This window comes from Corynebacterium sp. HMSC071F07 (assembly GCF_001810285.1).
GTDB lineage: Bacteria > Actinomycetota > Actinomycetes > Mycobacteriales > Mycobacteriaceae > Corynebacterium > Corynebacterium simulans.
Genome location: NZ_KV800702.1, coordinates 95,720 through 120,460, shown reverse-complemented (window position 1 = coordinate 120,460; position 24,741 = coordinate 95,720). Strand labels below are relative to the sequence as shown.

Genomic DNA, 24,741 nt, shown 5'->3' with positions numbered 1-24,741 from the left:
AACGGAGTAGGAGAGTTTTAAAAAGGCGGCTGCTCGTTGAGCTGGAGTTCTTCCAGCAGCTTCGACGCCGGCCACAATGCGATGTCCTGGCCTTTTTCGATGAGCTCTTCGGCGCGCTTTTCCTTCGAGGTCTTCGTCGCCCACTCGCCGAGGACCAGAATGGTGGTCTTTTTGGTGACGTTCTTGCCAATCTTGCCGCCGCGCTCAGCGATGCCCTTCCAGAGCAGACCTTTATCGAAAGGCTCAAAGTCACCGGTCAGAGTTACGTTTTGGCCAAAGAGCGCGCCTTCCGGATCCGCATCGAGGTTCGGGTCCGGAATGGTATCCGGTGTGGCTACCGACTGCCACGGAGCGGGTCCGCGGCCGGACTTCTTTTCCTTTCCGCCGGCCTTTGCGTCGGTCTTAGTACCCGACTTACGGGTCTTGTCGCGGAAGTCCGTGCCAGCGCCAAGGTCGGCCGCAGAGGTAGGCGCGGTATGCGCGCGCAGTACCGGCAGAATTGCCTCTTTATCCAACTTGCCGAGGCTAAATTCGCGGGAACGGAAGAGCTCATCCACCGAGCCCACGTGCCCAAAGCGCCGCGCAAGGTCCGCGACGATGACGCCGGCTGCGCGGGCGTCGGCAGTTGCCTCGGGGTGTTGGAAGCCATCGGCACCACAGAATGCCGCCACCGTGGGCAGCTTGTGGTTGACCACATCGATAACGCCGGCAGAAGAGGCATCGCGAGCCAGTGCTAGCGAACATGCCAAAGTGATCTCCGGAATCGAACCGCCAGCCTTCAGCAGGCCCTGACGCAAAGCGGTGGAATCGAACTGTGCGTTATGCGCGACTAAAACATCGCCGTCCATGAACTCAAAAAGTTCCGCCGCGGCCTCTGCAAAAGGCTGGGCACCCTCGACGTCGGCAGGCTTAATGCCGTGGATCGAGATGTTGATATCGGCGAACTTCTCAAGGCCCGGCGGGGGAGTACACAGCCAAGTGCGGGATTCGGTTTCCTGCCCATCGCGGAAACGCACCGCACCAATCTGGCACACCGAACCCCAATCATCGTTGGCGGTTTCCACATCAACGGCGGTGAAGTTCAGCCCGCTGACCGAGGCCGCCTCCGCCGGCGCCTCACCGCGCAGCGCAGCCTCGACCGCACGCGCGAAAGCCGCCGCGTCCTGATTGGGGGCAAAGGCAATGCGCTTGCCGACGCCGCCTAATTCCACGTATCCAAAGCCCGCCGCGGTGGGGGCGCAGACGGTGACATCGGTGACGTCGCTTAGCGCAACCTGCTCCTGTTTAGCCTTGCCCAGGCAAGCAGAAAGCAAAGAAGCTTGGAAAATAAGCTCCTTATTCGTGACATCGATGCGGGTGGCGTGGGCGTGAAAAGACACGAACTACCTTTCCGGGGAAAATCGGAGGAAAATTTCTTAAGCGTCGAAGACTGGCGGCTCTTCCTGGCGCAGAATCAGCGTCGAGCGCGGTTGAACAGTGATCGTACCCTCTGCATCAATGTAGGTTTCCTCCGCGGGGTAGCCGCCGGAATCCGCCGTATCGACCATAAGCCGCCAGCGCGCGCCCAAGTCCTTGGTAGGCAGGGTGAACTCAATCTCGCCGTGGTGGGCGTTGAAGATCATGATGAAGGAATCATCGGTGATGCGCTCGCCGCGGGCAGTGGTCTCGGTGATTGCGTTTCCGTTGAGGTAAACCATCAACGCGCGGCCAAAGTCATGATCCCAGTCGTCCTGCGTCATCAGCTTGCCAGAGGGCACCAGCCAGGCGATGTCGCGGTCCTGCACGTCGGAGCCCAGCGGGCCACCGGCCAAGAAACGCTGCCTGCGGAAGACCGGATGCGCGCGGCGGATGGCGAGCACACGCTTGGTAAAGCCCAGCATCGCCTCGGACTTTTCTTCTTCCAGCAGCGACCAATCCATCCAGGAAATCTCGTTGTCCTGGCAATAGACGTTGTTATTGCCGCCCTGCGTGCGCCCGAACTCGTCGCCGTGGCAAAGCATCGGCGTGCCCTGGGAAAGCAACAAGGTGGTCAGGAAGTTGCGCACCTGCCGGCGGCGCAACTTCTTTATCTCTTCGTCCTCGGTAGGCCCTTCCACGCCGTGGTTCCAGGAACGGTTGAAGGACTCGCCGTCGCGGGAGTCCTCGCCGTTTTCCTCATTGTGCTTGTCGTTGTAGGTGACGAGGTCCCGCAGCGTAAATCCATCGTGGGCGGTGATGAAGTTGATGGAAGCGGTAGGGCGGCGGCCATTGTTGCCATAAAGATCGGAAGAGCCGGTAAGCCGCGAGGCAAACTCTCCCAAGGTGGCGGGCTCGCCGCGCCAGAAATCGCGCACGGTGTCGCGGTACTTGCCGTTCCACTCGCTCCAAATCGGTGGAAAGTTTCCCACTTGGTAGCCATCATGGCCCACGTCCCAGGGCTCCGCGATGAGCTTTACTTGGCTGACCACGGGGTCTTGTTGCACGAGGTCGAAGAAGGTGGCGAGCTTGTCGACGTCGTCAAGCTCCCGCGCCAGCGTCGCCGCCAGGTCGAAGCGGAAGCCGTCCACATGCATCTCCGTGACCCAGTAGCGCAGCGAATCCATAATCAGCTGCAGCGAGTGCGGATGCCGAACGTTAAGGGAATTACCGGTGCCAGTGTAGTCCATGTAGAGGCTCTTGTCCTCATCAACCAGGCGATAGTAGGCGTGGTTATCGATGCCGCGGAAGGCGATGGTGGGGCCTAGATGGTTGCCCTCCGCGGTGTGGTTATAGACCACGTCGAGGATGACCTCGATGCCTTCCTCATGGAAGGCACGCACCATGGCCTTGAACTCCGCGACGGCCTCGCCGGGCTTTTTGGCATAGGCATAGTCCAGGTGAGGAGCGAAGAAGCCGAAGGTGTTGTAGCCCCAGTAGTTGCGGAGGCCGAGGTTGCGTAGGCGATCATCCTGCAGGAACTGGTGCACCGGCATCAGCTCGACGGCGGTGACGCCGAGCTCCTTGAAATAGTTGATGATCGCTGGATGCGCCATGCCCGCGTACGTGCCTCGCAGCTCCTCAGGCACGTCGGGATGGCGCATAGTCATGCCCTTGACGTGGGCTTCGTAGATGACCGTCTCATTATCAGGGGTGCGGGGGCGGCGGTCGCCGGCCCAATCGAAGAAGGGGTTGATGACCACCGAAAGCATGGTGTGGCCGAGGGAATCTTCAGTGTTGCGGCCGGTGCCTTCCTCTTCGGCGTGGATGTCATAGGAGTAGAGGGAGGCGTCGCCATCGAAATCGCCGTCGAAGGCCCTAGCATACGGATCTACCAGCAGCTTTGAGGGATCGCAGCGCAGGCCATTGGCGGGGTCATAGGGGCCATAGATGCGATAGCCATAGCGCTGGCCCGGGCCAACGTTGGGCAGGTAGGCATGCCAGACGTGGGCTGTTATTTCATTCAGCTCGACGCGCTCTTCTTTTCCTTCGCGGTCGATGAGGCAGAGCTCGATTTTTTCGGCGATTTCAGAAAAGATGGCGAAGTTTGTACCGGAGCCATCGAACGTGGATCCTAGTGGCGCGGGTTTTCCTGGCCAGGCTTGGGGAGGGCAGACAGCGGTTTCAGTCATGCCCTAGAGCATAATTAATTTTCCGTGCCCGCGAGCGGGTTGCGCAGGCCGTTTACGATGATCTCGACGCCGCGGTGGATATCTGGGCGGTGGTCTACGGGGGATTTATCCGCGGCGTCTGCAGAGGCTGTGGCCTTAGCTGACTCTGCCAACTGCTGGCGCGATTGTTCCATCTGGGTAGCGCCCAAGACTAGGTGCGCGATGGCTAGCGACGCCGCCTGAACCTCGGCTTCCAAGGCGCAGTGGCCTTCGACTGACTTAAATGAGGCGGCGATCTTTTCGGTGAGTACTTCCCAAGTCCCGGAATCAGGGTAGGCGAGGCCCGCGCTGGCAACCTCTGCGCCATCGCGCCAGCTGAGTAGGGCAGAGTGCAGGCTCTTTGCGACGTTTAGCGGGCTCGTGCCGGAAACAGGCGCCAGGATTTTCTCGGCCATGGCGGCGATGAGCGCTTGCTTGTTGGCGACGTGCCAGTACAGCGCGCCGGGCGCTACGCCGAGTGCGGTGGAGACTCTGCGCATCGTAACGTCCGCGAGCCCGTAGGAATTTAAGAGCTCGAGGGCAGTCGAAAGAATACGGTCTCGGTCTAATTGCACGCTGTTATCTTACCCGTCCGGCTGTCGGTGCATCCGTGCGGCACGGCAGGTGTATAAGGCCTGTGCGCCGAATAGTGGTGACTGGCTTAACATTTGCCAGTAAATGTGTAAGAAAAGGCCTAAGTTCACAGGCTTCTTTGAGGGATCCGACATGTATTCCGCACCTTCGACTTGTTAGGATGAGGCGGAAAGAAAACTGGCTCAGGCTGTTTCGCTCGCGCTGAATCGGCGACCATTCGGAACCGATTTACAGCGACCTACATTTAGCCTTGACGCCAGCCATCGTAAATATTTCAGGAGCCTAACCCTTGTCTTTTCTAACCCCTGCGAAGAAGTCCCTCGTTGCTGTAGCCATGGTTCTGCCGATGACCCTCGTTGCCTGCGGTAACGACGAAGAAGCCAACAACGCTCAGGGTGGCGACAAGACCACCGCCACGAAGACCACGCAGGCTTCCAAGGATGCGGACAAGTCTGCTGCTCCGAGCAAGGAAAAGAAGTCCGAGGACAAGGACGCAAACAAGGATAAGAAGGACGGCAAGGACGCAGAGAAGAAGGGAGGCGCAGACAAGGACTCCAACGCAGCCGCTGCGGAGGAGACCCTGGCTAACCCATTCGAGGGTGGCGCCAACCCGCTTGAGAACGCCGCGCCGGTCGCTCCGGTTGAGGGCGCTCCGGCAGAGCAGGGAGATGTCGACGGCATCAATCAGCTGGTCCGTGGCCTCTACGAGACCAAGACCATGCGCCAGTTCTTCAAGTACATGCCGGATCACACCTGCTCCGCAGTGCTGAACGCGCAGGGCTCTGAGGTTGCCAACATGGACTACAACCAGATCCCGGATGTTCCGATGAACGAGCTGAAGAACATGCTCGCAGCTTCCGGCCAGGACACCTCCCAGCTGGATGGCTTCGACTGGAACGCAATTGGCGTTGAGTCCATCAACGACGTTGTTGTCAACGGTGACGATGCTTCCGCAACCGTCAACGTCAACACCAACGAAGGTCTGGATAGCTCCACCATGCGTTTCCGCCGCGAGAACGGCAACTGGACCTTCTGTGGCGAGGTCTAAACTCTCCGCGGAGAAAATAGCGTCAAACAAGGCGCTGTAATTTATAAGGAGGGAGTGCTTTGGCACTTCCTCCTTTTCGTTTTAGTTCTTTCGAGTCAGGCCTTATAAAGAAATGGTGTCCAAGTCCAAGTTTCGTATTCCTCGCTCCATCGGGTTCGGTGCGGGGCTGCTTGCCCTAGTCCTTGTTGTCTATTCGGTAGTGGGGGCGGTGTGGGGGATGTGGCGCCCGACTCTTACCGGCCGTGAAGTAGAAGACGGCGGCTATGCCATCGAAAATGTTGCTGACGTGCAATTTTCTTCCTTCATTGTATTCGCTGTCCTGGTGGGTTTCTTGGGGCTTTGCTTCGGGCTGTTTTCTTATATGCGCGGCGCGGCGTTCCGCGGCGTCGGGCAATTGCTGTGGTGTGGGGTGGCCTGCCTGGCAGGTGCGGCGGCTTTCTATGTGGTTGGCGGGGTAACGGCGCATTCCGCGCCGGCGGATCCGGGGCAGGTGGTCCAGTTTGTGCCAAAGTTTGCCCCGGGGATCGCGTGGGTGGTTTCGCCGTTTATGGCGATGTTTGCTTATTGGTCGGCGGCCTTCGTGGATGTGCCGGGCGTAGATTAGAGGCCGAGGATGCGGGGCTCGGGGGTATACATTATGTGTAATTTGCTGGACGTGTGGCGGGAATCATGCTGTGGAGTAAACCAGCATTGTTCCAGCTATGCGGGTCGATTTTGTCCAAAAGCTAAATAAGCACGGAAAAACCATTGGTATTTCGGGGTGGGTGCGACACAATGAAAAATAAGTCACACTAGTGAAAAGTTGTATCTCTCACCACCGAGGAATTTTCCCATGGACTATGTATTGGCTCTGGGTGAAAACCCAGACTTTCCTATCTGGTTGCGGGCCTCGCACCTCATCAACTTCGTACTCATCGGTATGCTGCTGCGCTCCGGCATCGAAATGCTCTCTTCCTTGCCGCGTCTGTGGTGGCGCAGTGATTGCGCGCCTGGCACCGAGTGGATCAAATTTACAAAGCGTGAGCTGCCCAAAGAGGAGGGCGTTTACACCTCCCTTATGGATGAGCTTTCGGTCTCGCCGATGCTTTCCCTGCCCGGCCGCGAGAACATCGGATTGGGCCGCCACTGGCACGGCGCCGCGGTGATGCTGTGGGTGCTCAATGGCTTTGTCTACGTTACCCTGCTCTTTGCCACCGGCCTGTGGCGCCGGCTGATTCCGACCTCCTGGGATATAGTCCCTGAGGCCTGGGAATCGGCCAAGGTCTACTTGAGCCTGCAGGCACCCTCGCTGGAGCACTTCACGCCATACGACGCCCTCCAGCAGCTCGCGTACTCCTTCGTCATTTTCATCCTGGCGCCGTTTATGATGCTCACCGGCGTAGCCATGGCCCCGGCCGTGCGAGTGAAGTTCCCTCGCTACGTGAAGTTCTGGGGTGGCCACCAAGGTGCTCGCTCCCTGCACTTCATTGGAATGGTGCTGATGAGCGCGTTTATTGTTGTGCACGTCTTCCTCGTGTTCTTCGTTCACCGCGAGCACAACATGGTCCACATGGTCTTCGGCGACGTGAGCGTGGAGCGCTACGCGCAGGCCTTTACCACCGTGGTCTTTACCATCGTGGTGGTCATTTTGTTCTGGATCTTCTTGTCCTACTGGTCCCTGGCGGATCGCGCCCGTGCCCAGCGCATCGTGGTGAAGTTTACCGAGCTCGGCCGCAAGCTCTTCCTGAACTGGTTGAAGGTTTCGCCTTCTACCCAGCAGGCTTATACCGATAAGGACATTTCCAAGTTTCACTGGACTAACGGCCTGCCGCCGACGCCCGATGAGTCGCCGGAGTGGACCAAGTTCCGCGAGAATGACTGGAAGGGCTACGAAATCACGCTGGCTGATGACATTAATGGCGTAGAGAAGGTCGTCACCATCGAGCAGCTACGTGAGTTGCCGCAGCAGTCCTACGTGGCAACGCATACTTGCATGCAGGGTTGGTCGGCGACCTCCCGCTGGGCTGGGCCTTCCATCGAGGACGTGCTAAGCCTGTTGGGACCACGCCCAGAAGGCGCCAACTACGTCATGGTCGAGTCCTATGGCCTAGCGCAGAAGATGTACGACAACCGCCCGCGCGAGCCCTTCTATGCCTGCTTTAGCATTGACGACGCCCTGGATGCACAGTCTGTCATCGCCCTGTCCCGCAACGGCCATGAAGTCGACATCCATCTCGGTGCCCCGGCGCGCTGCCGCGTGGAATCCAACCACGGCTACAAGGCCGTGAAGTGGGTTTCCAAGGTTAGCTGGATCGCTGATTACGCAGGCTACGGCGACGGCCGCGGCGGTACCCGCGAGGATTCTGCGCTGCAGGCGTTCAACGGCCGTATCTAAGTTCGGGAATCTAACGGCAAAAGTCGTACAATTTGACTCATGTCGATTATTGTTTCCACTCACTACCACGTCAGCGGCGTAAAGAATGACAACGATGTCCGCAAAGCGCTGCAGGCACTCTATGACATCTTCGCTTCCGGTGGCCTGGGCCAGGCCACCTTCGAAATTACGGACCATGAGTATGCCCGCCTTGTGGTCAAGCACAAGGACGATGTGATCCCCTCCGTCCCGGCGATGAACGAGGCCCTGGCTAAGGCTGGCAACTACGAAATCGTCCAGTAGTTTGAGCCTTTAAGGCCTGTTAAGGCCACTGGACCGGTGAGGCGCCAACCGCCTCTCGGGCAATATCGTCGATGCCGTGCAGGATGTGCTTCATGCCGCGGCCCAGGCTGGTCAATAGCTGGGCGTCGGTAAGCCCGCCGCCTGCCATGACCGCGTAATCCAAGCGCACCTGCAGGCCGTCGACGTTCGAGTGACAAAACGCCGCCGCCGAATGATGCGTGCGGTTCCAGTCGTTGCACGTTAAAAATATGCGGGTGAAATCCTCACCCTTTAAGTTCGGGTCCCAGTGGCCCTTGATGATTAGGCTCGGGCCCACATCGAGCACGAATGCAAATAAAACATCGTTTATCCAGGCATAAACGGATTGCTCGGCGTCCGTCTGGAAGCGATTGATGCCTAGCCTGCGCAGGATATCCTCCACCCGTGCGATGTCCACGGGCAGCACCTCCGCTGTTGCGCTTTCCGACGCCGGCGAATCCTCCGCTGGGGATGGCTGGCTGCGGAGGGAAGGGAAGGCGTCGGCAAGCGCGTTCAAAAACAACCTCGCATTGCGCAAAGCCGGCACCAGCGCTGCCTCCAACTGGGAATCCTGCGGCTCGTCCTGAACCACCAAGAATGTATGCCCCCACAGCGTGACCGCAGTGGGGTCGGCATAATCCACCACCACGCGCGGCGAGATGCAGTCGTGGTTCCAGTCGTTGGCGAATTCGCCGAGCGCTGCTATATCTTCGAAGCCCAAGTGGCCTTGGTGGGTGGTATAAAAATGCAACACCGGCTCGCCTGCAGCGTCGAGGCTCACGCGGGGTTCACCCCCTGTGGGATGTGGAAAAATCACTAGCTCATCAGTGGCTTTAATGGAATGAATACCCAAGCGGGAAGCGATCTCGCACATGCGAGCCAGGAGCCTCGTGCTCGTGGCGGACTCGCAGCTGGCATCTGAATCGAATTCATCCATGCGCTGGGCCCTGCCTTCCATAATTTGCTTAAGCGATAGTGCAATAAGGGGAGAGAAGCTGTGGCCCAATTCTATTACCAAAACTCGCCCTACCGCTGGGGAATCGGCGTTAGTATATTGGTCTAGCTATAGAAAGGGCTCGGACTATGTTGCACACCATCGATCTGCGCGGAAAGACTTTAAGCCCCGCCCGCCTGCGCCGAGTCATGCCACGCGGCGGCGCTGACGTTGCGGCTTATCTGGACAAGGTAGCACCGATGGTGCATGCGGTGCGGGAAAAGGGCGCGGCTGCGGCATTGGACTATGGCGAGCATTTCGATCGTGTACGCCCGGCCGCCGTGCGCGTTTCCCAAGCCGCGCTCACTGCAGCCGCCGCCGGGCTGGAGCCTCGGGTCCGTGCCGCTATCGAGGAATCCATCAAGCGCGTGCGCAAGGTGCACGCGGAGCAGAAGCCGGCCGCGCACACTACGACGCTTGGCCCGGGAGCCACGGTGACGGAGGTCTTCCAGCCGATAGAGCGCGTGGGCCTTTATGTTCCAGGTGGCAAGGCGGTTTATCCTTCCTCGGTCATCATGAATGCCGTTCCCGCGCAGGAGGCGGGCGCTTCCAGCCTGGTGGTGGCCTCGCCGCCGCAGGAGCAGTTCGCTGGCATGCCGCATCCGACAGTGCTGGCAACCTGCCACATGCTGGGCGTCGACGAGGTATGGGCCGTCGGCGGGGGACAGGCCGTAGCCTTGCTAGCCTACGGCGATGAGGAACCGGTGACGGGCGAGGCCTCCCTCGAGCCGGTAGATATTATTACTGGCCCTGGCAATATCTTCGTCACCGCAGCCAAGCGCCTGGTACGCGGCGTGGTGGGCACCGATGCGGAGGCAGGGCCCACAGAGATTGCCATCCTCGCGGATTCCACGGCAAACCCGGTCTATATTGCCTACGATCTAATCTCCCAGGCAGAACACGATCCGCTGGCGGCGAGCGTGCTCATCACTGACTCGCCGGAGCTTGCCGCGCTTGTCGACGCCGAGGTTTCCACGCGCTACCTTGTCACCCGCAACGCCGAGCGGGTGCGCGAGGCGCTGGAAGGCCAACAATCGGGAATCATTCTGGTCGATGACCTAGAGGCCGGAATCGCGGTTGCCAATGCCTATGCCGCAGAGCACCTGGAAATCCACACCAATGATGCCCGCGCTGTGGCCGAACGCATTAAGCATGCTGGCGCGATTTTCGTCGGGGAGTACGCACCGGTGCCGCTGGGGGATTATTCCGCAGGCTCCAACCACGTGCTGCCAACTTCTGGAACTGCCCGCTTTAGCGCCGGGTTATCCACTCATACTTTCCTGCGCCCAGTAAACCTCATCGAGTATGACCGAGCGGCGCTGGCAGAGATCTCTGACAACGTCATCGCCTTCGCCGCCGCCGAACAGTTGCCAGCCCATGGCGAATCCATCGCCGCCCGTTTTCAAGGAATATAGCCATGACCCAACTTTCTGATCTGCCCCTGCGTAAAGAGCTGCGCGGCAAGTCTGCCTACGGTGCGCCGCAGCTGCGTGTGGCCAACCAGCTCAACACCAACGAAAACCCCTATTCGCCTTCTGCCGCCCTCGTAGCGGATCTCGTGCGCAGCATCGAGGAGCAGGCAAGCACGCTCAATCGCTATCCGGATCGCGACGCCACCGAGCTACGCCGCGCGCTGGCTGAGTACTTAAGCGCCCAAACCGGCACTAAACTGAAAGCGGAAAACCTCTGGGCGGCAAATGGCTCCAACGAGGTTCTGCAGCAACTCCTGCAGGCCTTCGGCGGCCCAGGGCGTAAAGCCCTGGGCTTTAGCCCCAGCTACTCCATGCACCCCATCTTGTGCGCGGGCACCCACACCGAGTTCATCGATTGCCCACGCGGTGCGGATTTCCGCATCGACGTGCCCCGAGCGCTGGAAGCTATAGCGCAGCACCGCCCCGACATCGTATTTATCACCACGCCGAATAATCCCACTGGCGATGTCACGCGCCTTGCAGACATCGAAAAACTGGTCCAGGCCGCGCCGGGAATCATCATCGTGGACGAGGCCTACATGGAGTTTTCTTCCTCGCCCTCGGCTGCCCACTTGATTGCGAAATATCCCACCAAGGTGGTGGTCTCGCGCACCATGTCCAAGGCCTTCGACTTCGCCGGCGGGCGCCTGGGATACTTCGTGGCTGACCCAGCCTTCATCGAGGCCGTTATGCTCGTGCGCCTTCCTTATCACCTTTCCACGCTTTCCCAGGCCGCGGCCATCGTCGCGCTGCGGCATAGCGCTGAGACACTGGAAACGGTGCACAAGCTGGCCACGGAGCGCGAACGCGTCGTCGCCAAGCTGCAGGAGCTGGGATATTTTGTGGTAGAAAGCGAGGCCAACTTCGTGTTCTTTGGCCGCTTTGCAGATCAGCACGCGGTCTGGGAGCGGTTTTTGAGTAGCGAGGTGCTGATTCGCGACGTCGGCCAGCGCGGATTTCTGCGAGCCACCATCGGGCTGCCGGCAGAAAACGATGCCTTCCTTGCGGCGGCAGCGAAACTTAGCGGTACAGTAACTGCGGAAGGAGAAGACTAATGGCAAACCGCATCGGCAAAGCGGAAAGGGTGACCAACGAGTCCCAAATCCGCGTCGAAATAAACCTCGACGGCAGCGGGGACGCAGACATCAGCACCGGCCTGCCATTCTTCGACCACATGCTGGGCGCGATGTGCACCCACGGCAGCTTCGACCTCATGGTCCACGCCCAAGGCGATACCCACATCGATGCCCACCACACGGTGGAAGACACCGCGATTGTGTTGGGCCGCGCGCTTGCCGACGCCGCCGGCAACAAAGCTGGCATCCGCCGCTTCGGTTCGCAGCTTTTGCCCATGGATGAGACATTGGTAGAAGCAGTGGTGGATCTTTCCGGCCGCGCCTACTTCGTGATGAACGGCGAGCCGGAGCATCTACAATGGCAGATTATTGGCGGCCACTATGCCACAGTCATCAACCGCCACTTCTTCGAAACATTGGCCACACACGCGGCAATGACCTTGCACCTCAACGTGCGCTACGGGCGCGACCCGCACCACATCACCGAGGCAGAATTCAAGGCGGTAGCCCGTGCGCTGCGGCAGGCCGTCGAACCGGATCCCCGAGTAAAGGGGATTCCTTCCACGAAGGGAGCTTTATAATTTCTGGGAACTTTTTGATTTTGGTCCTGTTCTTGGTGGCAGGACTTCTTTTTGGTGGTGCCTGGTCTGCTTATCAGCAAGGCTCTAAGTTCTTTACCATCGTGGCTGCTGTGCTCGGCGCGGTATCCATCGCAGCGGCGCTGGCGTGGATGTTTGGTGTGATGGGCCAGTGAGCAACGCGAAGCAGTCCATCTGGAAGGTCCCGGGCTATACCGCCACGATGGTCGCCGTTGCGGCGGCCTTTGGCGCGTGGTCCATTCTGCTGCCGGTGGTCCCGCTGGCGGTTCTAGACTCGGGCGGCTCGGCAACCCTGGCAGGCGCCTCGACCGGCGCTTTCATGGCTGCCACGGTTATCACCCAGACTTTGACCCCGCGCATGTTGCGTACCTTTGGCTACCGTCCCGTCATGGCGGCGGCCGCGCTGCTGCTCGGTGTTCCGGCCTTCGGCCACTTGCTTGGTAACGCCGCCGTTGTCGTGCTTGTCTTTTCCGCCCTGCGCGGGATTGGCTTCGGCGCGTTGACAGTTTCGGAAAGCGCGCTGATCGCAGAAATCGCCCCCTCGCGGCTGCTGGGCAAGGCCACCGGAATGATTGGCGTCTTTGTCGGATTCGCCCAGATGGTCTTCTTGCCGGCCGGCATTGCGATGGGGCAGGCTTGGGGCTTTGAAACCGCGTACATCACCGCTGGCATCATCGGCATCATTGGCTTCGTGATGTGTTTGCGTGTGCCATCGCTGAAGGCGGCGTCGTCAAGCGTGGCGAACCGTGAGACCGGAGCCGTCGCTCCGATGTGGAAACTCTTCGCCGTGCCGGCCCTAGCTCTTACCACCTTCTCCATGAGCTACGGCGTGGTCTCCACGTTCATCGCCCCCGCGGCGCGAGAACTGGACCCAGCCACCGGCGCGGCCGTCGGCGGCCTGCTGCTTTCCTTAGTGGGTGCTGCGACGATGGTGATGCGTTACTTCGCAGGCGCGGTGGCAGACCGCCTTGGCAAACCCGGCACTTTGTATATCCCGGCCCAGCTCGCGGCCGCCGGTGGCGTGGCGTTGATTGCCCTCACGCTCGCGGAGAGCTGGTCGCTGTGGCTGCTGGTTTGCGGCGCCGTAATTTTCGGCGGTGCCTTTGGCATCGCGCAGAACGAGGCACTGCTGGCGATGTTCGACCGCGCGCCTCGCGAAAAGATTTCCGAGGCCTCTGCGGTGTGGAATATTTTCTACGACGCGGGCACCGGCCTGGGCTCCACGGTGCTGGGCGCGTTGGTCGCCAGCACCGGCTATAGCGGCGCGTTTGGTGCGGGCGCTGCGATTATCGCGGGCGGGCTGTTGCTGACCGTCAGCGATACGCTGCTGGGACGTACCCGCGTTAGCGAGACACACGATATTAAGACCCGTTTGCGAAGGTTGCGTAAGGTATAGCCCATGACAGGCAAGAATGTTGTTGTGCTGGACTACGGTGCCGGCAATCTGCGTTCGGCGCAGCGCGCGCTTGAACACGCAGGCGCGCAGGTCACCGTCACTGCGGATCCCCAGGTGGCCGTAGCTGCCGACGGCCTCGTGGTCCCCGGAGTCGGCGCCTTTGCCGCGTGCATGGAGGGGCTGAAAAGGGCCCAGGGCCCGCGGATCATCGGCCAGCGCTTGGCCGGTGGCAGGCCGGTGTTGGGGATCTGCGTGGGCATGCAAGTGCTTTTCGACGCCGGCTTCGAGCACGGCATTGCCACCGATGGTTGCGGGGAGTGGCCCGGCCGGGTGGAAAAGCTGCAGGCTGACGTGCTTCCGCATATGGGCTGGAATACCGTGGAATTTGCTGCGGACTCGGCGATGTTCGCGGGGATTTCTCCGCAAGAGCGCTTCTATTTCGTGCACTCCTATGCGGCCCGCCGCTGGGAGCTGGAAACCGAAATCACCGAGCCGCCGCGGGTGGCCTGGGCTGAGCACGATGGGGACCGTTTCGTGGCGGCCGTGGAAAATGGCGCGCTGTGGGCCACCCAGTTCCACCCGGAGAAGTCCGGCGAGGTAGGAGCGCAGTTGTTGCGCAACTGGATTAATACGCTTTAAGTAGGATTTGAAACCATGACCTTTACTTTGTTGCCGGCCGTCGACGCCGTTGACGGCCAGGCTGTGCGACTTGACCAAGGCGCGGCCGGAACCGAAAAGAACTATGGCACCCCGCGCGAGGCCGCGCTCAAGTGGCAGGAGCAGGGAGCTTCATGGCTGCACTTTGTCGACCTCGATGCGGCTTTTGGCCGCGGTTCTAATCACGCGCTGATGGCGGAGATCACCGCGGAGCTTTCGATGCAGGTGGAACTGAGCGGCGGAATTCGCGACGATGAGTCTTTGGAGCGTGCGCTTGCCACCGGTGCGCGGCGGGTCAACATCGGCACCGCGGCGCTGGAGAAACCGGAGTGGGTCGAGGAAATGCTGGAAAAGCACGGCGACAAAATTGCCGTGGACTTAGCGGTGCAGCTAGAAGAAGGCGAGTGGCGCTGCCGCGGCAACGGCTGGGTATCGGATGGCGGAGACCTCTGGGAGGTACTCGAGCGCCTCGATGCGGCAGGCTGCCAGCGCTTCGTGGTCACCGACGTCACCAAAGACGGCACCCTCGAAGGGCCCAACGTGGAGCTGCTGCGTGAGGTTGCTGCGGCTACCGAGGCAAAGATTACGGCCTCGGGCGGCATCTCTAGCCTGGATGATCTTCGCGAGCTGGCGCTGTATGAAAACGAGGGCATCGATTCCGCGATTGTCGGGAAAGCGCTCTATGAGCAGCGCTTTAGCCTCGAAGAAGCAATCGCGGCGGTGGCGGAGGTAGAGCCGCTGCCGGAAGAGGATTACATCGACCCCATTGACACCTATTAAAGCGAGGAGCGCCAATTCATGACTCAACCGCGTGAGCTCGTGGCTTTTGCCGAGGCGGCCGTTGACCAAGTAAGCGAATTATTCCGCGCCGGCCTCGGCGCGCCGCCTGCCCATTTCAAGGGCGAGGGCGATTTTGCCACGGAAGTGGACCTGCAGATCGAGGCGCAGCTGCGCCAGCATCTCACCCAGCTCGCAGGCATTCCGGTTTATGGCGAGGAGTCTGCCTCGCCTTCCGGCGTGTTTGCGTCCGAGGAGACCATGTGGGTGGTCGATCCCATTGATGGCACTGCGAACTATTCCGCGGGCAACCCGCTGTGCGGCGTTCTGGTCAGCCTCGTCCATGACTCCCGCCCCGTAGTTGCGGTGGCGGACTTCCCGCTGCTGACGCGCCGCGTGGTGGCTGCCGAGGGCATGGGCCTGCGCTCGGTTGGCGGACCTGCCACAGGCTTTGGCGGCGGCGCGGATTCTCTCGGTTTTGACGAAGGCCGCGGGCACGTCGGCTGCTCTTCGCACCTGCCCACGGATATCTTCCACGAGCTGCGCGAGACCGGGCTGCGCCCACGCATGACCGGCTCCGTGGGGGTTGATTCGGCTTTCGTGGCGCAGGGCGTCTTCGACGGCGTGGTGAACTTCTCGCCGCATCCGTGGGACAACGCCGCGGGCGCTCTGCTCATCAAGGCCGCTGGCGGCATCGCGACCGACCCCGAAGGCAACGACTGGGCACCGGGCGCCCGCGGTCTGGTCGCCGGCACCCCTCAGGTGCACGCCACGATTCTCGACATCGTGGCCCGCCACAGTCAAAAATCTTAAAAAGGAGGATGCCATGGCCTTGGCCGTGCGTGTTATCCCTTGCCTCGATGTGGACAACGGCCGCGTGGTCAAGGGCATAAACTTTGAAAACCTGCGCGATGCCGGCGACCCAGTAGAGTTGGCCGCCCGCTACGAAGAACTCGGTGCCGATGAACTGACCTTCCTCGACGTCAGCGCCTCGAAAGAAGGCCGGGGCACCATGCTCGAGGTGGTGCGACGTACCGCAGACCAGGTCTTTATCCCACTGACCGTGGGCGGCGGCGTGCGTTGCATCGACGACGTCCGTAAGCTGCTGCGCGCCGGGGCCGATAAAGTAGCCGTCAACTCCGCGGCGTTTTCCCGCCCGGAGCTGCTGCGCGAGCTTGCCCGGGTCTTCGGCTCCCAATGCATCGTCCTATCCGTCGACGCCCGCAGAACCCCACGCATGCCTTCCGGCTTCGAGGTCACCACCCACGGCGGCACGCGCTCCGCTGAACTCGACGCCATCGAATGGGCGGCCCGCGGCGCGGAGCTGGGTGTCGGCGAGATTCTGCTGAACTCCATGGACGGCGACGGCACGAAGGCAGGCTTCGACATCGAGCTCATCAAAAAGGTGCGTGCTGCGGTGTCTATCCCCGTCATCGCCTCCGGCGGAGCGGGCAAGGCAGCCGACTTCCCACCGGCTATTGCAGCTGGCGCCGACGCCGTCCTCGCGGCCTCCATCTTCCACTTCGGCGAGGTGGAAATCGCCGAGGTGAAGGATGCCCTCGCGGCGGCCTCCTACGAGGTACGCAAGTGAGTAGCCCGGCAGACTTCGAGCTAGACCCGGGCGTCGCTAAGCTGCTCAAGCGCAACGCCGACGGCCTGGTTCCCGCCATCGCCCAGTCCGAGCAAGGCGAGGTGTTGATGTTGGCATGGATGGATGACCACGCACTCGCGCACACCTTGGCCACGCGCAAGGGCACCTATTACTCGCGTTCGCGGCAGGACTATTGGATAAAAGGCCAGACCTCGGGGCATACCCAAGAAGTACTGGGGGTGCGGCTGGATTGCGATGGCGACACCATCCTGATTACAGTTCGCCAAGAAGGCGCGGCCTGCCATACCGGAGACCGCACTTGTTTCGATTCTCGTGACCTTTTGGGAGGCGCATTTTAGATGGCACGCCGTCTTGGCCCACTTTTAATTGCTGCAGGCGCAATCCTGCTGTGGCTTTCATCCCGCATGACGTGGGCTACCGCTGCCGTAGAAGACGATAAGTCCGGCTCCAGCACCGTCGACATGGTGGGTTCCTTCTGGTCCCTCGAGCTAATCGCGCTGACCCTTGTGCTTTTGGCTGGTTCGGTCGCCGTGGCGGCCCTGCGTCGCACCTCCCGCCGCATCGTGGCCGTCATTTGCGCGCTGGCCGCAGCCGCCGTGGCGTGGAGCCCAGTCTCCCTGCTGACCTACGGCGCCGACGCCGCTCGCGCCCAAGAACTCCTGCGCGCCGGCTCCTCCGACGAGAATGCCGTCAACGGTGCGCATATCTCCGAGTGGGCCACCGTCCTCAGCACCGAGGCCGCAAAGGCTGGCCCCATTCTTGCCATCTTCGGCGCAGCGTGCGCGCTGTTTGGGGCGATGCTGCTGGTGCGCAAACCGGGCGTCGACAAGCCCCGCTCGACCAAGTACGAAAGCCCGGCCGCCCGCCAGGAGCGCATCGCCGAGGAACTAGAGACCACCACCGATTCCGGTCGCGTGATGTGGGATGCGCTCGACGCCGACATTGACCCCACGGACGTAAAACGCCCCTGAATTTCTATTTCGCGGGCCATCGCGATAGCCTAAGTGTGATCTCAAACGCCCCTGTGGAGGGAGGTGCTGATGTCCACTCCGATCGCCGTAGACCACCTGATAGCAGGTGTGCTTGACGACGTCGCCGTGCGCGAAGCCCGCGTCTCCTTCCAAGACATCAAAGCGCGCTCGCGTTCCATGAGCGAGCCTCGCGACGTCCGTGCTGCGCTGTTACGCCAGGGCTGCTCCGTGATTACCGAAATCAAACGCGCCGTGCCTTATGCCGGCGAAATCGCACATCTGGACTCTCCGGAGTCGGTGGCGCAGATTGCCGCGCAGCTAGCTGCCACGGGGGTCCACCTGATGGCCTGCCAGACCGACAGGCGGCGCTTCCACGGTTCTTTGGAGGATATGCGCCAGGCCCGCGAGGCGATCGATATCCCGATGATTTGCCGCGACATCATCGTGGACCCGTACCAGATCCACGAGGCGCGCTGCTATGGCGCGGATGCGGTGCCGCTGCAGGTGGAGATCTTGGAGCAAGCGCGGTTGGAGGCGCTGCTCGATCGCATTGAATCGCTGGGAATGACCGCAATTTTAGAGGTGCGCACCTGTGATGAAGTCGACCGCGCCATCAAGGCCGGTGGCAGCGTGGTGGCCATTAACGCATGGTCGGTGGCCTCGGATGCCATCAACCGCGAGGCCTTCTCCGAGATTGTGCCGGGGCTGCCGGAATCCATCGTGCGCATCGCAATCGGCGGAGTGAATTCGCCACGTAACGTGTTGAGATATGCCTCCCAGGGCGCCGATGCGGTGCTGGTAGGAGAGGCCATCATGGCGGCCCAAGACCCCGCCGCCGCGGCGCGTTCCTTGGTCGCTGCTGGCCAGCACCCGGCGTGCCCTTCGCGGAAGTCTCTTTAGTGGCTTTGTCCCGCCGGATAAGGCAAACTGTCTAGCGTGCAAATTCTGGCAAACATCCCGTCCCCGCCGCAGGGCGTGTGGCATTTAGGTCCGTTTCCGCTGCGTGCTTACGCACTTTGTATCATTGTCGGCATTCTGGTGGCGATGTGGATGACGCAGCGCCGCTACGTTGCGCGTGGCGGCAATTCCGATGTCGTGTGGGATGCGGCCATCGTTATCATCCCGGCGGGCATCGTCGGCGGGCGCTTGTATCACGTGATTACGGATCACCAGAAGTATTTCTGTGCCGACTGTAACCCGGCCGATGCCTTGAAAATCACCAACGGCGGCCTCGGTATTTGGGGCGCGGTGGCGCTCGGCGTGTTCGCGATTTGGGTGATGTTCAAGATTAAAAAGGTGCCCATGGCGCCGTTTGCCGACGCCGTCGCTCCCGGCCTCATCCTTGCCCAAGCCATCGGGCGGCTCGGCAACTGGTTTAACCAGGAGCTTTACGGCCGGCCCACCGACGTTCCGTGGGCGCTGGATATTTACTACCGCATCAACGAGGCAGGGGAGTATGCGCCGGTCTCGGGCCGCTCAACTGGGGAAGTAATAACGTCCGTGCACCCGACCTTCCTCTACGAGCTGGTCTGGAATGTTGCCGTGTGCTTGTTCTTACTGTGGGCGCAAAAGGCGTGGAAGCTGGGGTACGGCCGAGTGTTTGCGCTCTATGTGGCGGGGTATACGCTGGGTCGTTTCTTCGTTGAGAATATGCGCTCGGATGAGGCCACGATGGTCTTCGGCCTGCGAATCAACGTCATTGTTTCAGTAGTGCTTTTCATCGTGGCGCTGGTGGTATTTTTCAAGCTTCCGCGCGGGCAGGAGACTCCCGCTGAGGTAGATCCTGCGCGTAACGGGCCGAAAGCGCTCGGTGAGTCGCAGGAATCACACTAAGCAGTGTACGTTGCCCATTCATGCCCGCTTTTAAGCGGGCATTTCTGGTTTTGTTGGCTTTGGCAGTGGCCGTTGCCGGCGAACGCGGGTAGGTTGGGTTTCGTTAGCATTCCCGATGTGAATAGGGCTTTTAATGTTGGATAGAAGAACCAAAATCGTTTGTACCTTAGGTCCCGCTGTGGCAAGCAAGGACGGAATCCTGCGCCTCGTGCAAGAGGGCATGGACGTCGCTCGCCTTAACATGTCCCACGGCGAGCACACCGACCACGAAGCCAATTATCGCTGGGTACGTGAGGCCACCGATGAAACTGGCCGCGCCGTCGGCATCCTAGCCGACCTGCAGGGCCCGAAAATTCGCCTGGGTCGCTTCATCAACGGCGAGGAGATGTGGGCAGAAGGTGAAATCGTTCGCATCACCGTCGACGACGTCGAAGGCACCCACGACCGCGTCTCCACCACCTACAAGAACCTCGCGAAGGATGCGAAGGCTGGCGACCGACTGCTTATCGACGACGGCAAGGTCGCCGTGGTCTGTAAAGAAGTAGATGGCAACGACGTCGTCTGTGAGGTCACTGAAGGTGGCCCCGTATCCAACAACAAGGGCGTTTCCCTGCCCGGCATGGATATTTCCGTGCCGGCTCTATCCGAAAAGGACATCGCCGACCTGCGCTTCGCTCTGCAGCTCGGCGTCGACATGATCGCGCTGTCCTTCGTGCGCTCGCCAGCCGACGTCGACCTAGTCCACGCCATCATGGACGAAGAGGGCCGTCGCGTGCCGGTCATCGCGAAGCTGGAGAAGCCGGAGGCGGTCGATGCTCTGGAGTCCATCGTCCTTGCTTTCGACGCTATCATGATTGCCCGTGGTGACCTGGGCGTCGAGGTGCCGCTCGAGCAGGTGCCGCTGTTCCAGAAGCGCGCCATCCAAATCGCGCGTGAAAACGCTAAGCCGGTCATCGTGGCAACCCAGATGCTGGATTCCATGATCAGCAACCTGCGCCCGACCCGCGCGGAAGCATCAGATGTGGCCAATGCCGTGCTCGATGGCGCCGACGCCGTCATGCTCTCCGGCGAAACTTCCGTGGGCATCGACCCACAGAACGTCGTGCGCACTATGTCTCGTATCGTGCAGAACGCTGAGTCCGATGGCCAGGTGCCGCCGCTTTCGCACGTTCCGCGCACCAAGCGCGGAGTGGTGTCGTACTCGGCGCGCGACATCGCTGAGCGCCTGAATGCGAAGGCAATCGTTGCCTTCACCACCTCCGGCGATACCGCAAAGCGCGTGGCGCGTTTGCACTCCAAGCTGCCGCTGCTGGCGTTTACCCCGTTCCCGGAGGTGCGCTCGCAGCTGGCCCTGACCTGGGGCGCACAGACTTTCCTGAGCGATGCCGTGGACTCCACCGACGACATGATGGCTACCATCGACCGCTCGCTGCTGGCCATGGATAGTTACAAGGAAGGCGACCTCATCGTCGTCATCGCTGGCACCCCGCCGGGAATTGCGGGCAACACCAACATGATTCAGTGCCACATGTTGGGTGAAAGCCGCTAACCGAGCTCCTTGAGCGCGCTTCGCCGGCGCTCGGTAATCGCTGGCCCGTCAGCCCTGTGGCCTTCCTGCTTTTGCGCAGGGAGGCCTCTTTTTGTGGATAACTTTGTGGCCGCGTCATCGGAAAGCGCGTTTTAGCCTCTTTTAGGCGAAGTTATCCACAGACCAAAAATTGATGCTTGTGGCGGTCTTGTGAGTGCTTTTAGTGTGAAAGGTATGAACCTTCAGACGTATTTGCAAGCACGGGCGCGCGGCGTGGATCTTCTCGCCGAGGCGGCCGCGCTAAGCAAGTCTGAAATCATGGCATTAGGCGCAAGCCCCGATGACGCCGACCATCTCATCCGCCTCGCCGAGCCTTATTTTGGCAAGACGCCGTATACCCGCAAGCAGGCTCGTGCGCTCGCCGGCGCGCGGCGCCGTGGCCATGGATTGAGCGTGCTGGCCCGAATCGAAAAATACGTCGCGCGGGTGCGCAACCACCATCACGCGTGGGACCTAAGAGTCGAGTTGTGCCACGTGCCAGCCAATAACGTGGACGGGCTCGCGCGCGCTCGGCTACGCGAGCTCCTCACTCCGCCGCAGCCCCAGCCGCAGGTATCGCATACCCGGTACTCCAACGGCCTGGGCGCAATCCGTATCACCGATAAGGCGATGACCATCGAGGACTTTCGCGCCATCATTTCGCATGCGGACGGCGCCCTTGAGGGTTTTCGCGCGTTGGTGGCCGGAAACGCGAGCGGCGGGGCCGTTAAAGTATCGACCTCGGCGATTGTTTATCTTGACCAACTCGACCGCATCGTAAATGGTGAGGGTGAGGAGGTCACCATTGAGCTGAGTAACGGCGCGGTGGTCTCTGGCGCGCAGTATATTCAGCGCGCGCTGGCCCAGCATGGGGAGGCCGTCCTCGTGCATCCGCTGGCTGGGCCGGTCGATGCTTTCCGAACCCAGCGCATCGCAAACGATAAACAGCGTGCCATGCTCAAAGCGAAGTTCCGCGAGTGTGTGTGGCCGGGATGTTCCGTGCCTTTCGATGACTGCCAAATCCACCACATTGAAGCCTGGAACCACGGCGGGCACACCAACCTCCAAAATTTGGTGCCACTTTGCGCCTATCACAACGGGCTCAACCAGGATGACCCGCTAGGGCCCGCGCATCGCGGACGCATCACGCTTATCGACGGCCGCCTTGCCTGGCTTTCACCCAAAACCGGCAGGCCGTTGTTTCTAAAACACAACCTCCGCCCGCCACCCTAGGTTTGCGCCGGGCCGCCCCTGCCGGTCGCTCGTGCAAACGGAGCCACGGGTTGCACGGCGGGGGTGTCAGTAGCGGCGGTTGAGTAGCGGCGGTTGAGTGGCGGCGGTTGAGTGGCGGGGCCGCGTAGGGCGGGGAAAGCCAAAAAGGCGCTAGGTGAAATGCCTAGCGCCTACTGGTCGTGGTTACTTACTAATTGGGGTGGGGTCGTGGGTACTTACTAATTGGGGTGGGGTCGAGCTTCCAGACTTCGGCGGCGTAATCGGCAATCGTGCGATCAGAGGAGAAGCGGCCGGAAAGGCAGATATTCAGCCATGCCTTCTTGGCCCAGTCGAGTGGGGCGTCGACGTAGTCCTGCGCCATGCGGTCGCGGGTCTTCCGGTAAGAGTCGAAGTCACCGAGAACGTAGTAGGTGTCTTGGGCGTGGATGCCCTGGCCGTCGAGAAGCGAGGAGCGCAAGTCTCCGAACATGCCGGAATTCTCGTGGCCTAAAGTGCCATTGTTGAGGGCATCCAGAACGCGCTTCAAACCCGAGACGGATTCGTAGAGCTCGCCAGGGTTATAAGACTCTCGCAGTGCTGGCAGCTCCTCGTTGGAAGCGCCGAAGATATACGCGTTGTCCTCGCCGACTGCCTCTACGATTTCGACGTTTGCCCCGTCCATCGTTCCCAAGGTGAGCGCGCCATTCATCATGAACTTCATGTTCGAGGTGCCGGATGCTTCCTTACCCGCCACCGAAATCTGCTCCGAGATGTCGGCGGCCGGGATGATGTGCTCGGCAGGGGAGACGTTGTAATTTTCCACGAACACAACGCGAATGACATCGCGGGTGTCCTCGTCGTTATTGACCAGCTCAGCGATGGAGTTGATGAGCTTGATGATCTCCTTAGCACGGACATAGCCCGGGGCGGCCTTCGCACCAAAGATGAAGGTACGCTTCGGCACGGACTCGCCGTCTTCTTTGATACGGAAATACAAGTCCAGGATATAAAGCGCATTCAACAGCTGACGCTTGTACTCGTGCAGGCGCTTGATCTGCACGTCGAAGATAGAATCCGGGTCGACTTCCGCGCCCTGATGCTGCATGATCCACTCTGCGAAGTCGACTTTGTTTTTGTGCTTTACCTCCATGAGCTTGCGCAGAACCTTCTTGTTCTCAGAAAGCTGGGTAAGCGAGGCAAGTGAACTAAGGTCGGTGACCCACTCATCAGAACCGGACTGCTTGGTCAGAAGCTTCGCCAGGCGCGGGTTACACATCTTCAGCCACCGGCGAGGCGTGACACCGTTGGTCTTGTTGTTGAATTTCTCCGGCCACAATTCATGCCACTCGTAGAGCGTGTCGGCCTTGATGATCTCCGTATGCAGGGCGGCGACGCCGTTGATAGAAAACGCTGCGTAGCAGGCAATCCACGCCATGTGCACCTGCCCGTTGGATACCGGCGCCATGTATTCGATGCGCTGGGAATCGATGCCCCGAGCTTCCATATCCAGCCGGAAACGACGGTCGATTTCTTCCACCAACTGCCAGATGCGCCAAAACAGCTTCTGGAAAATAGACACTTCCCAGCTCTCCAGCGCCTCGGCGAGAACGGTGTGGTTGGTATAAGCAAAAGTCTCTGTGACAACCTTCCAGGCATCGTCCCAGGATAAGCCGTGGTCGTCGAGAAGCAGGCGCAAAAGCTCTGGAATCGCCAACACCGGGTGTGTGTCGTTGAGCTGGATGCAGTTGTACTTCGCGAATCCGCGCAGGTCGTCGCCGTGGTGGGCGATGTAGTTATCGATCATCTGCTGCAGCGAAGCAGAAACGAAGAAGTACTGCTGGCGCACGCGCAGCACCTTGCCCTCGTAGGTCGTGTCGTTGGGGTAGAGCACTCGGCAGATGTCCATGACGCGCTCGCGCTCGACGATGGCGTCGGTAAACCGCTGTGAGTTGAACGCATCGTAGTCGAATTCGTCGATGGGTTCGGACTTCCACAGGCGCAGGGTGCCGACGTTGTCGGTGCCGTAGCCGGTAATCGGCATGTCGTAGGGAATCGCGCGGACGTCCATGTCATCGAAGTGCACACGACGCTGATCGGAAGCACGGCGAATGACAAACTCGTAACCGTTTTCCATCCATGCGTCGGGCTGCTCCTTTTGGTGCCCATTGTCAAAGGACTGGCGGAACAAGCCGTAGCGGTAGAGCAGGCCGTAGCCGGTGACTGGGTAGTCCTGCGTGACCGCCGAATCGAGGAAGCAAGCAGCGAGTCGGCCTAGGCCACCATTGCCGAGGGCGGCGTCGTGCTCGGCCTCGAGGACGTCGGAAAGCTCGCGGCCGGCTGCCTTCGCTGCGGCCTTGGCTTCGTCGACCAAGTCCAGGTTGGTGAGGTTATTAAGCAGCGCGCGGCCTTGCAGGAACTCGGCGGAAAAGTAGTGCTGCTGGCGGGTCGCAGAGTAGGCAGCGCGGGTGGCTTCCCAATTGTCAGCGATTTCGGCTACGACAGCAGAAGATAAGCCGGACCAGAATTTGCGCTGGCTGGCAGCAGAAGGGCTAACCCCGGCAGCGGAGCGCACGTGTGCGGGGACAGTGGACTGAAAAGCAGAGTGCTTGGGCTGGCTCATTTATTACCTATCTGGTTCTTTAAGAGAATGGAAA

General features: G+C 60.7%; 24 protein-coding genes. 19 read left to right on the top strand and 5 right to left on the bottom strand.

The window, feature by feature from the left end:
* Positions 1-17: 17 nt before the first annotated feature.
* Genes HMPREF2724_RS04315 through HMPREF2724_RS04305 form a run of 3 tightly spaced genes read right to left on the bottom strand, consistent with a single transcriptional unit; the run spans position 18 to position 4,180 of the window.
* Positions 18-1,379, bottom strand: a complete 1,362-nt coding sequence (locus HMPREF2724_RS04315) for a 3'-5' exonuclease (RefSeq protein ID WP_070587327.1) — start codon at positions 1,377-1,379, stop codon at positions 18-20.
* Positions 1,380-1,415: 36 nt separating this feature from the next.
* Positions 1,416-3,587 carry a glycogen debranching protein GlgX gene (gene glgX / locus HMPREF2724_RS04310; RefSeq protein ID WP_070587325.1) on the bottom strand — a complete coding sequence of 724 codons (2,172 nt, stop codon included), beginning with the start codon at positions 3,585-3,587 and terminating at the stop codon, positions 1,416-1,418.
* Between the two features lie 14 nt (positions 3,588-3,601).
* Positions 3,602-4,180 (bottom strand): TetR family transcriptional regulator, encoded by a 579-nt coding sequence (locus tag HMPREF2724_RS04305; RefSeq protein WP_061923383.1) that lies wholly within the window; start codon positions 4,178-4,180, stop codon positions 3,602-3,604.
* A 308-nt stretch (positions 4,181-4,488) separates the two neighbouring features.
* On the opposite strand from HMPREF2724_RS04305, the gene HMPREF2724_RS04300 reads away from it, so the two are divergent.
* The 4 genes from HMPREF2724_RS04300 to HMPREF2724_RS04285 all read left to right on the top strand — a co-directional run bounded on the left by HMPREF2724_RS04300 (position 4,489) and on the right by HMPREF2724_RS04285 (position 7,903).
* Complete coding sequence (locus HMPREF2724_RS04300; RefSeq protein ID WP_061923380.1) at positions 4,489-5,247, top strand: hypothetical protein; 759 nt, start codon at positions 4,489-4,491, stop codon at positions 5,245-5,247.
* A gap of 115 nt (positions 5,248-5,362) precedes the next feature.
* On the top strand, positions 5,363-5,851 hold the full coding sequence (locus tag HMPREF2724_RS04295; RefSeq protein WP_235591056.1) for a hypothetical protein: 489 nt from the start codon (positions 5,363-5,365) through the stop codon (positions 5,849-5,851).
* Between the two features lie 228 nt (positions 5,852-6,079).
* Positions 6,080-7,621 carry a molybdopterin-dependent oxidoreductase gene (locus tag HMPREF2724_RS04290; RefSeq protein WP_061923374.1) on the top strand — a complete coding sequence of 514 codons (1,542 nt, stop codon included), beginning with the start codon at positions 6,080-6,082 and terminating at the stop codon, positions 7,619-7,621.
* 39 nt (positions 7,622-7,660) lie between these two features.
* On the top strand, positions 7,661-7,903 hold the full coding sequence (locus HMPREF2724_RS04285; protein ID WP_061923371.1) for a hypothetical protein: 243 nt from the start codon (positions 7,661-7,663) through the stop codon (positions 7,901-7,903).
* A 19-nt stretch (positions 7,904-7,922) separates the two neighbouring features.
* Here the strand turns inward: HMPREF2724_RS04285 and HMPREF2724_RS04280 are convergent, their stop codons facing one another.
* Positions 7,923-8,858 (bottom strand): YbjN domain-containing protein, encoded by a 936-nt coding sequence (locus HMPREF2724_RS04280; protein WP_070587322.1) that lies wholly within the window; start codon positions 8,856-8,858, stop codon positions 7,923-7,925.
* Between the two features lie 146 nt (positions 8,859-9,004).
* On the opposite strand from HMPREF2724_RS04280, the gene hisD reads away from it, so the two are divergent.
* From hisD to HMPREF2724_RS04210, 15 genes are all read left to right on the top strand, one after another.
* Positions 9,005-10,330: a histidinol dehydrogenase gene (hisD, locus tag HMPREF2724_RS04275; RefSeq protein WP_061923365.1), complete on the top strand. Its 1,326-nt coding sequence runs from the start codon at positions 9,005-9,007 to the stop codon at positions 10,328-10,330.
* Positions 10,331-10,332: 2 nt separating this feature from the next.
* Positions 10,333-11,442: a histidinol-phosphate transaminase gene (locus HMPREF2724_RS04270; RefSeq protein WP_061923361.1), complete on the top strand. Its 1,110-nt coding sequence runs from the start codon at positions 10,333-10,335 to the stop codon at positions 11,440-11,442.
* Positions 11,442-12,044 (top strand): imidazoleglycerol-phosphate dehydratase HisB, encoded by a 603-nt coding sequence (gene hisB / locus HMPREF2724_RS04265; protein ID WP_061923358.1) that lies wholly within the window; start codon positions 11,442-11,444, stop codon positions 12,042-12,044. Before HMPREF2724_RS04270 ends, hisB begins: the two co-directional genes overlap by 1 nt.
* A gap of 14 nt (positions 12,045-12,058) precedes the next feature.
* Positions 12,059-12,217 carry a hypothetical protein gene (locus HMPREF2724_RS12800; protein ID WP_162839574.1) on the top strand — a complete coding sequence of 53 codons (159 nt, stop codon included), beginning with the start codon at positions 12,059-12,061 and terminating at the stop codon, positions 12,215-12,217.
* A gap of 47 nt (positions 12,218-12,264) precedes the next feature.
* A complete protein-coding gene (locus HMPREF2724_RS04260; protein ID WP_201040729.1) occupies positions 12,265-13,458 on the top strand; it encodes an MFS transporter in 1,194 nt (397 codons plus the stop codon).
* Between the two features lie 3 nt (positions 13,459-13,461).
* Positions 13,462-14,097 carry an imidazole glycerol phosphate synthase subunit HisH gene (gene hisH, locus HMPREF2724_RS04255; protein ID WP_061923352.1) on the top strand — a complete coding sequence of 212 codons (636 nt, stop codon included), beginning with the start codon at positions 13,462-13,464 and terminating at the stop codon, positions 14,095-14,097.
* 15 nt (positions 14,098-14,112) lie between these two features.
* Entirely contained in the window at positions 14,113-14,895 is a 783-nt protein-coding gene (priA, locus tag HMPREF2724_RS04250) for a bifunctional 1-(5-phosphoribosyl)-5-((5-phosphoribosylamino)methylideneamino)imidazole-4-carboxamide isomerase/phosphoribosylanthranilate isomerase PriA (protein WP_061923350.1), read from the top strand.
* Between the two features lie 18 nt (positions 14,896-14,913).
* The gene (locus tag HMPREF2724_RS04245) at positions 14,914-15,705 is read left to right on the top strand and encodes an inositol monophosphatase family protein (protein ID WP_070587320.1); all 792 of its coding nucleotides are present in this window, start codon (positions 14,914-14,916) and stop codon (positions 15,703-15,705) included.
* 13 nt (positions 15,706-15,718) lie between these two features.
* On the top strand, positions 15,719-16,483 hold the full coding sequence (gene hisF / locus HMPREF2724_RS04240) for an imidazole glycerol phosphate synthase subunit HisF (RefSeq protein ID WP_061923344.1): 765 nt from the start codon (positions 15,719-15,721) through the stop codon (positions 16,481-16,483).
* Complete coding sequence (hisI, locus tag HMPREF2724_RS04235) at positions 16,480-16,842, top strand: phosphoribosyl-AMP cyclohydrolase (RefSeq protein WP_061923341.1); 363 nt, start codon at positions 16,480-16,482, stop codon at positions 16,840-16,842. The genes hisF and hisI overlap by 4 nt, the downstream gene beginning before the upstream one ends.
* Entirely contained in the window at positions 16,843-17,475 is a 633-nt protein-coding gene (locus HMPREF2724_RS04230) for a TIGR02234 family membrane protein (RefSeq protein WP_061923337.1), read from the top strand. It begins immediately after the preceding gene.
* Between the two features lie 69 nt (positions 17,476-17,544).
* On the top strand, positions 17,545-18,375 hold the full coding sequence (locus HMPREF2724_RS04225; protein WP_061923334.1) for an indole-3-glycerol phosphate synthase TrpC: 831 nt from the start codon (positions 17,545-17,547) through the stop codon (positions 18,373-18,375).
* A 36-nt stretch (positions 18,376-18,411) separates the two neighbouring features.
* A complete protein-coding gene (gene lgt / locus HMPREF2724_RS04220) occupies positions 18,412-19,308 on the top strand; it encodes a prolipoprotein diacylglyceryl transferase (RefSeq protein ID WP_061923331.1) in 897 nt (298 codons plus the stop codon).
* Between the two features lie 136 nt (positions 19,309-19,444).
* Entirely contained in the window at positions 19,445-20,857 is a 1,413-nt protein-coding gene (gene pyk / locus HMPREF2724_RS04215) for a pyruvate kinase (protein WP_061923688.1), read from the top strand.
* Positions 20,858-21,070: 213 nt separating this feature from the next.
* Positions 21,071-22,108, top strand: a complete 1,038-nt coding sequence (locus HMPREF2724_RS04210; RefSeq protein ID WP_061923327.1) for an HNH endonuclease signature motif containing protein — start codon at positions 21,071-21,073, stop codon at positions 22,106-22,108.
* A 190-nt stretch (positions 22,109-22,298) separates the two neighbouring features.
* On the opposite strand, the gene HMPREF2724_RS04205 is transcribed toward HMPREF2724_RS04210, so the two are convergent.
* Positions 22,299-24,707, bottom strand: coding sequence for a glycogen/starch/alpha-glucan phosphorylase (locus tag HMPREF2724_RS04205; protein ID WP_070587318.1), 2,409 nt, complete (start codon positions 24,705-24,707; stop codon positions 22,299-22,301).
* Positions 24,708-24,741 lie beyond the last annotated feature (34 nt).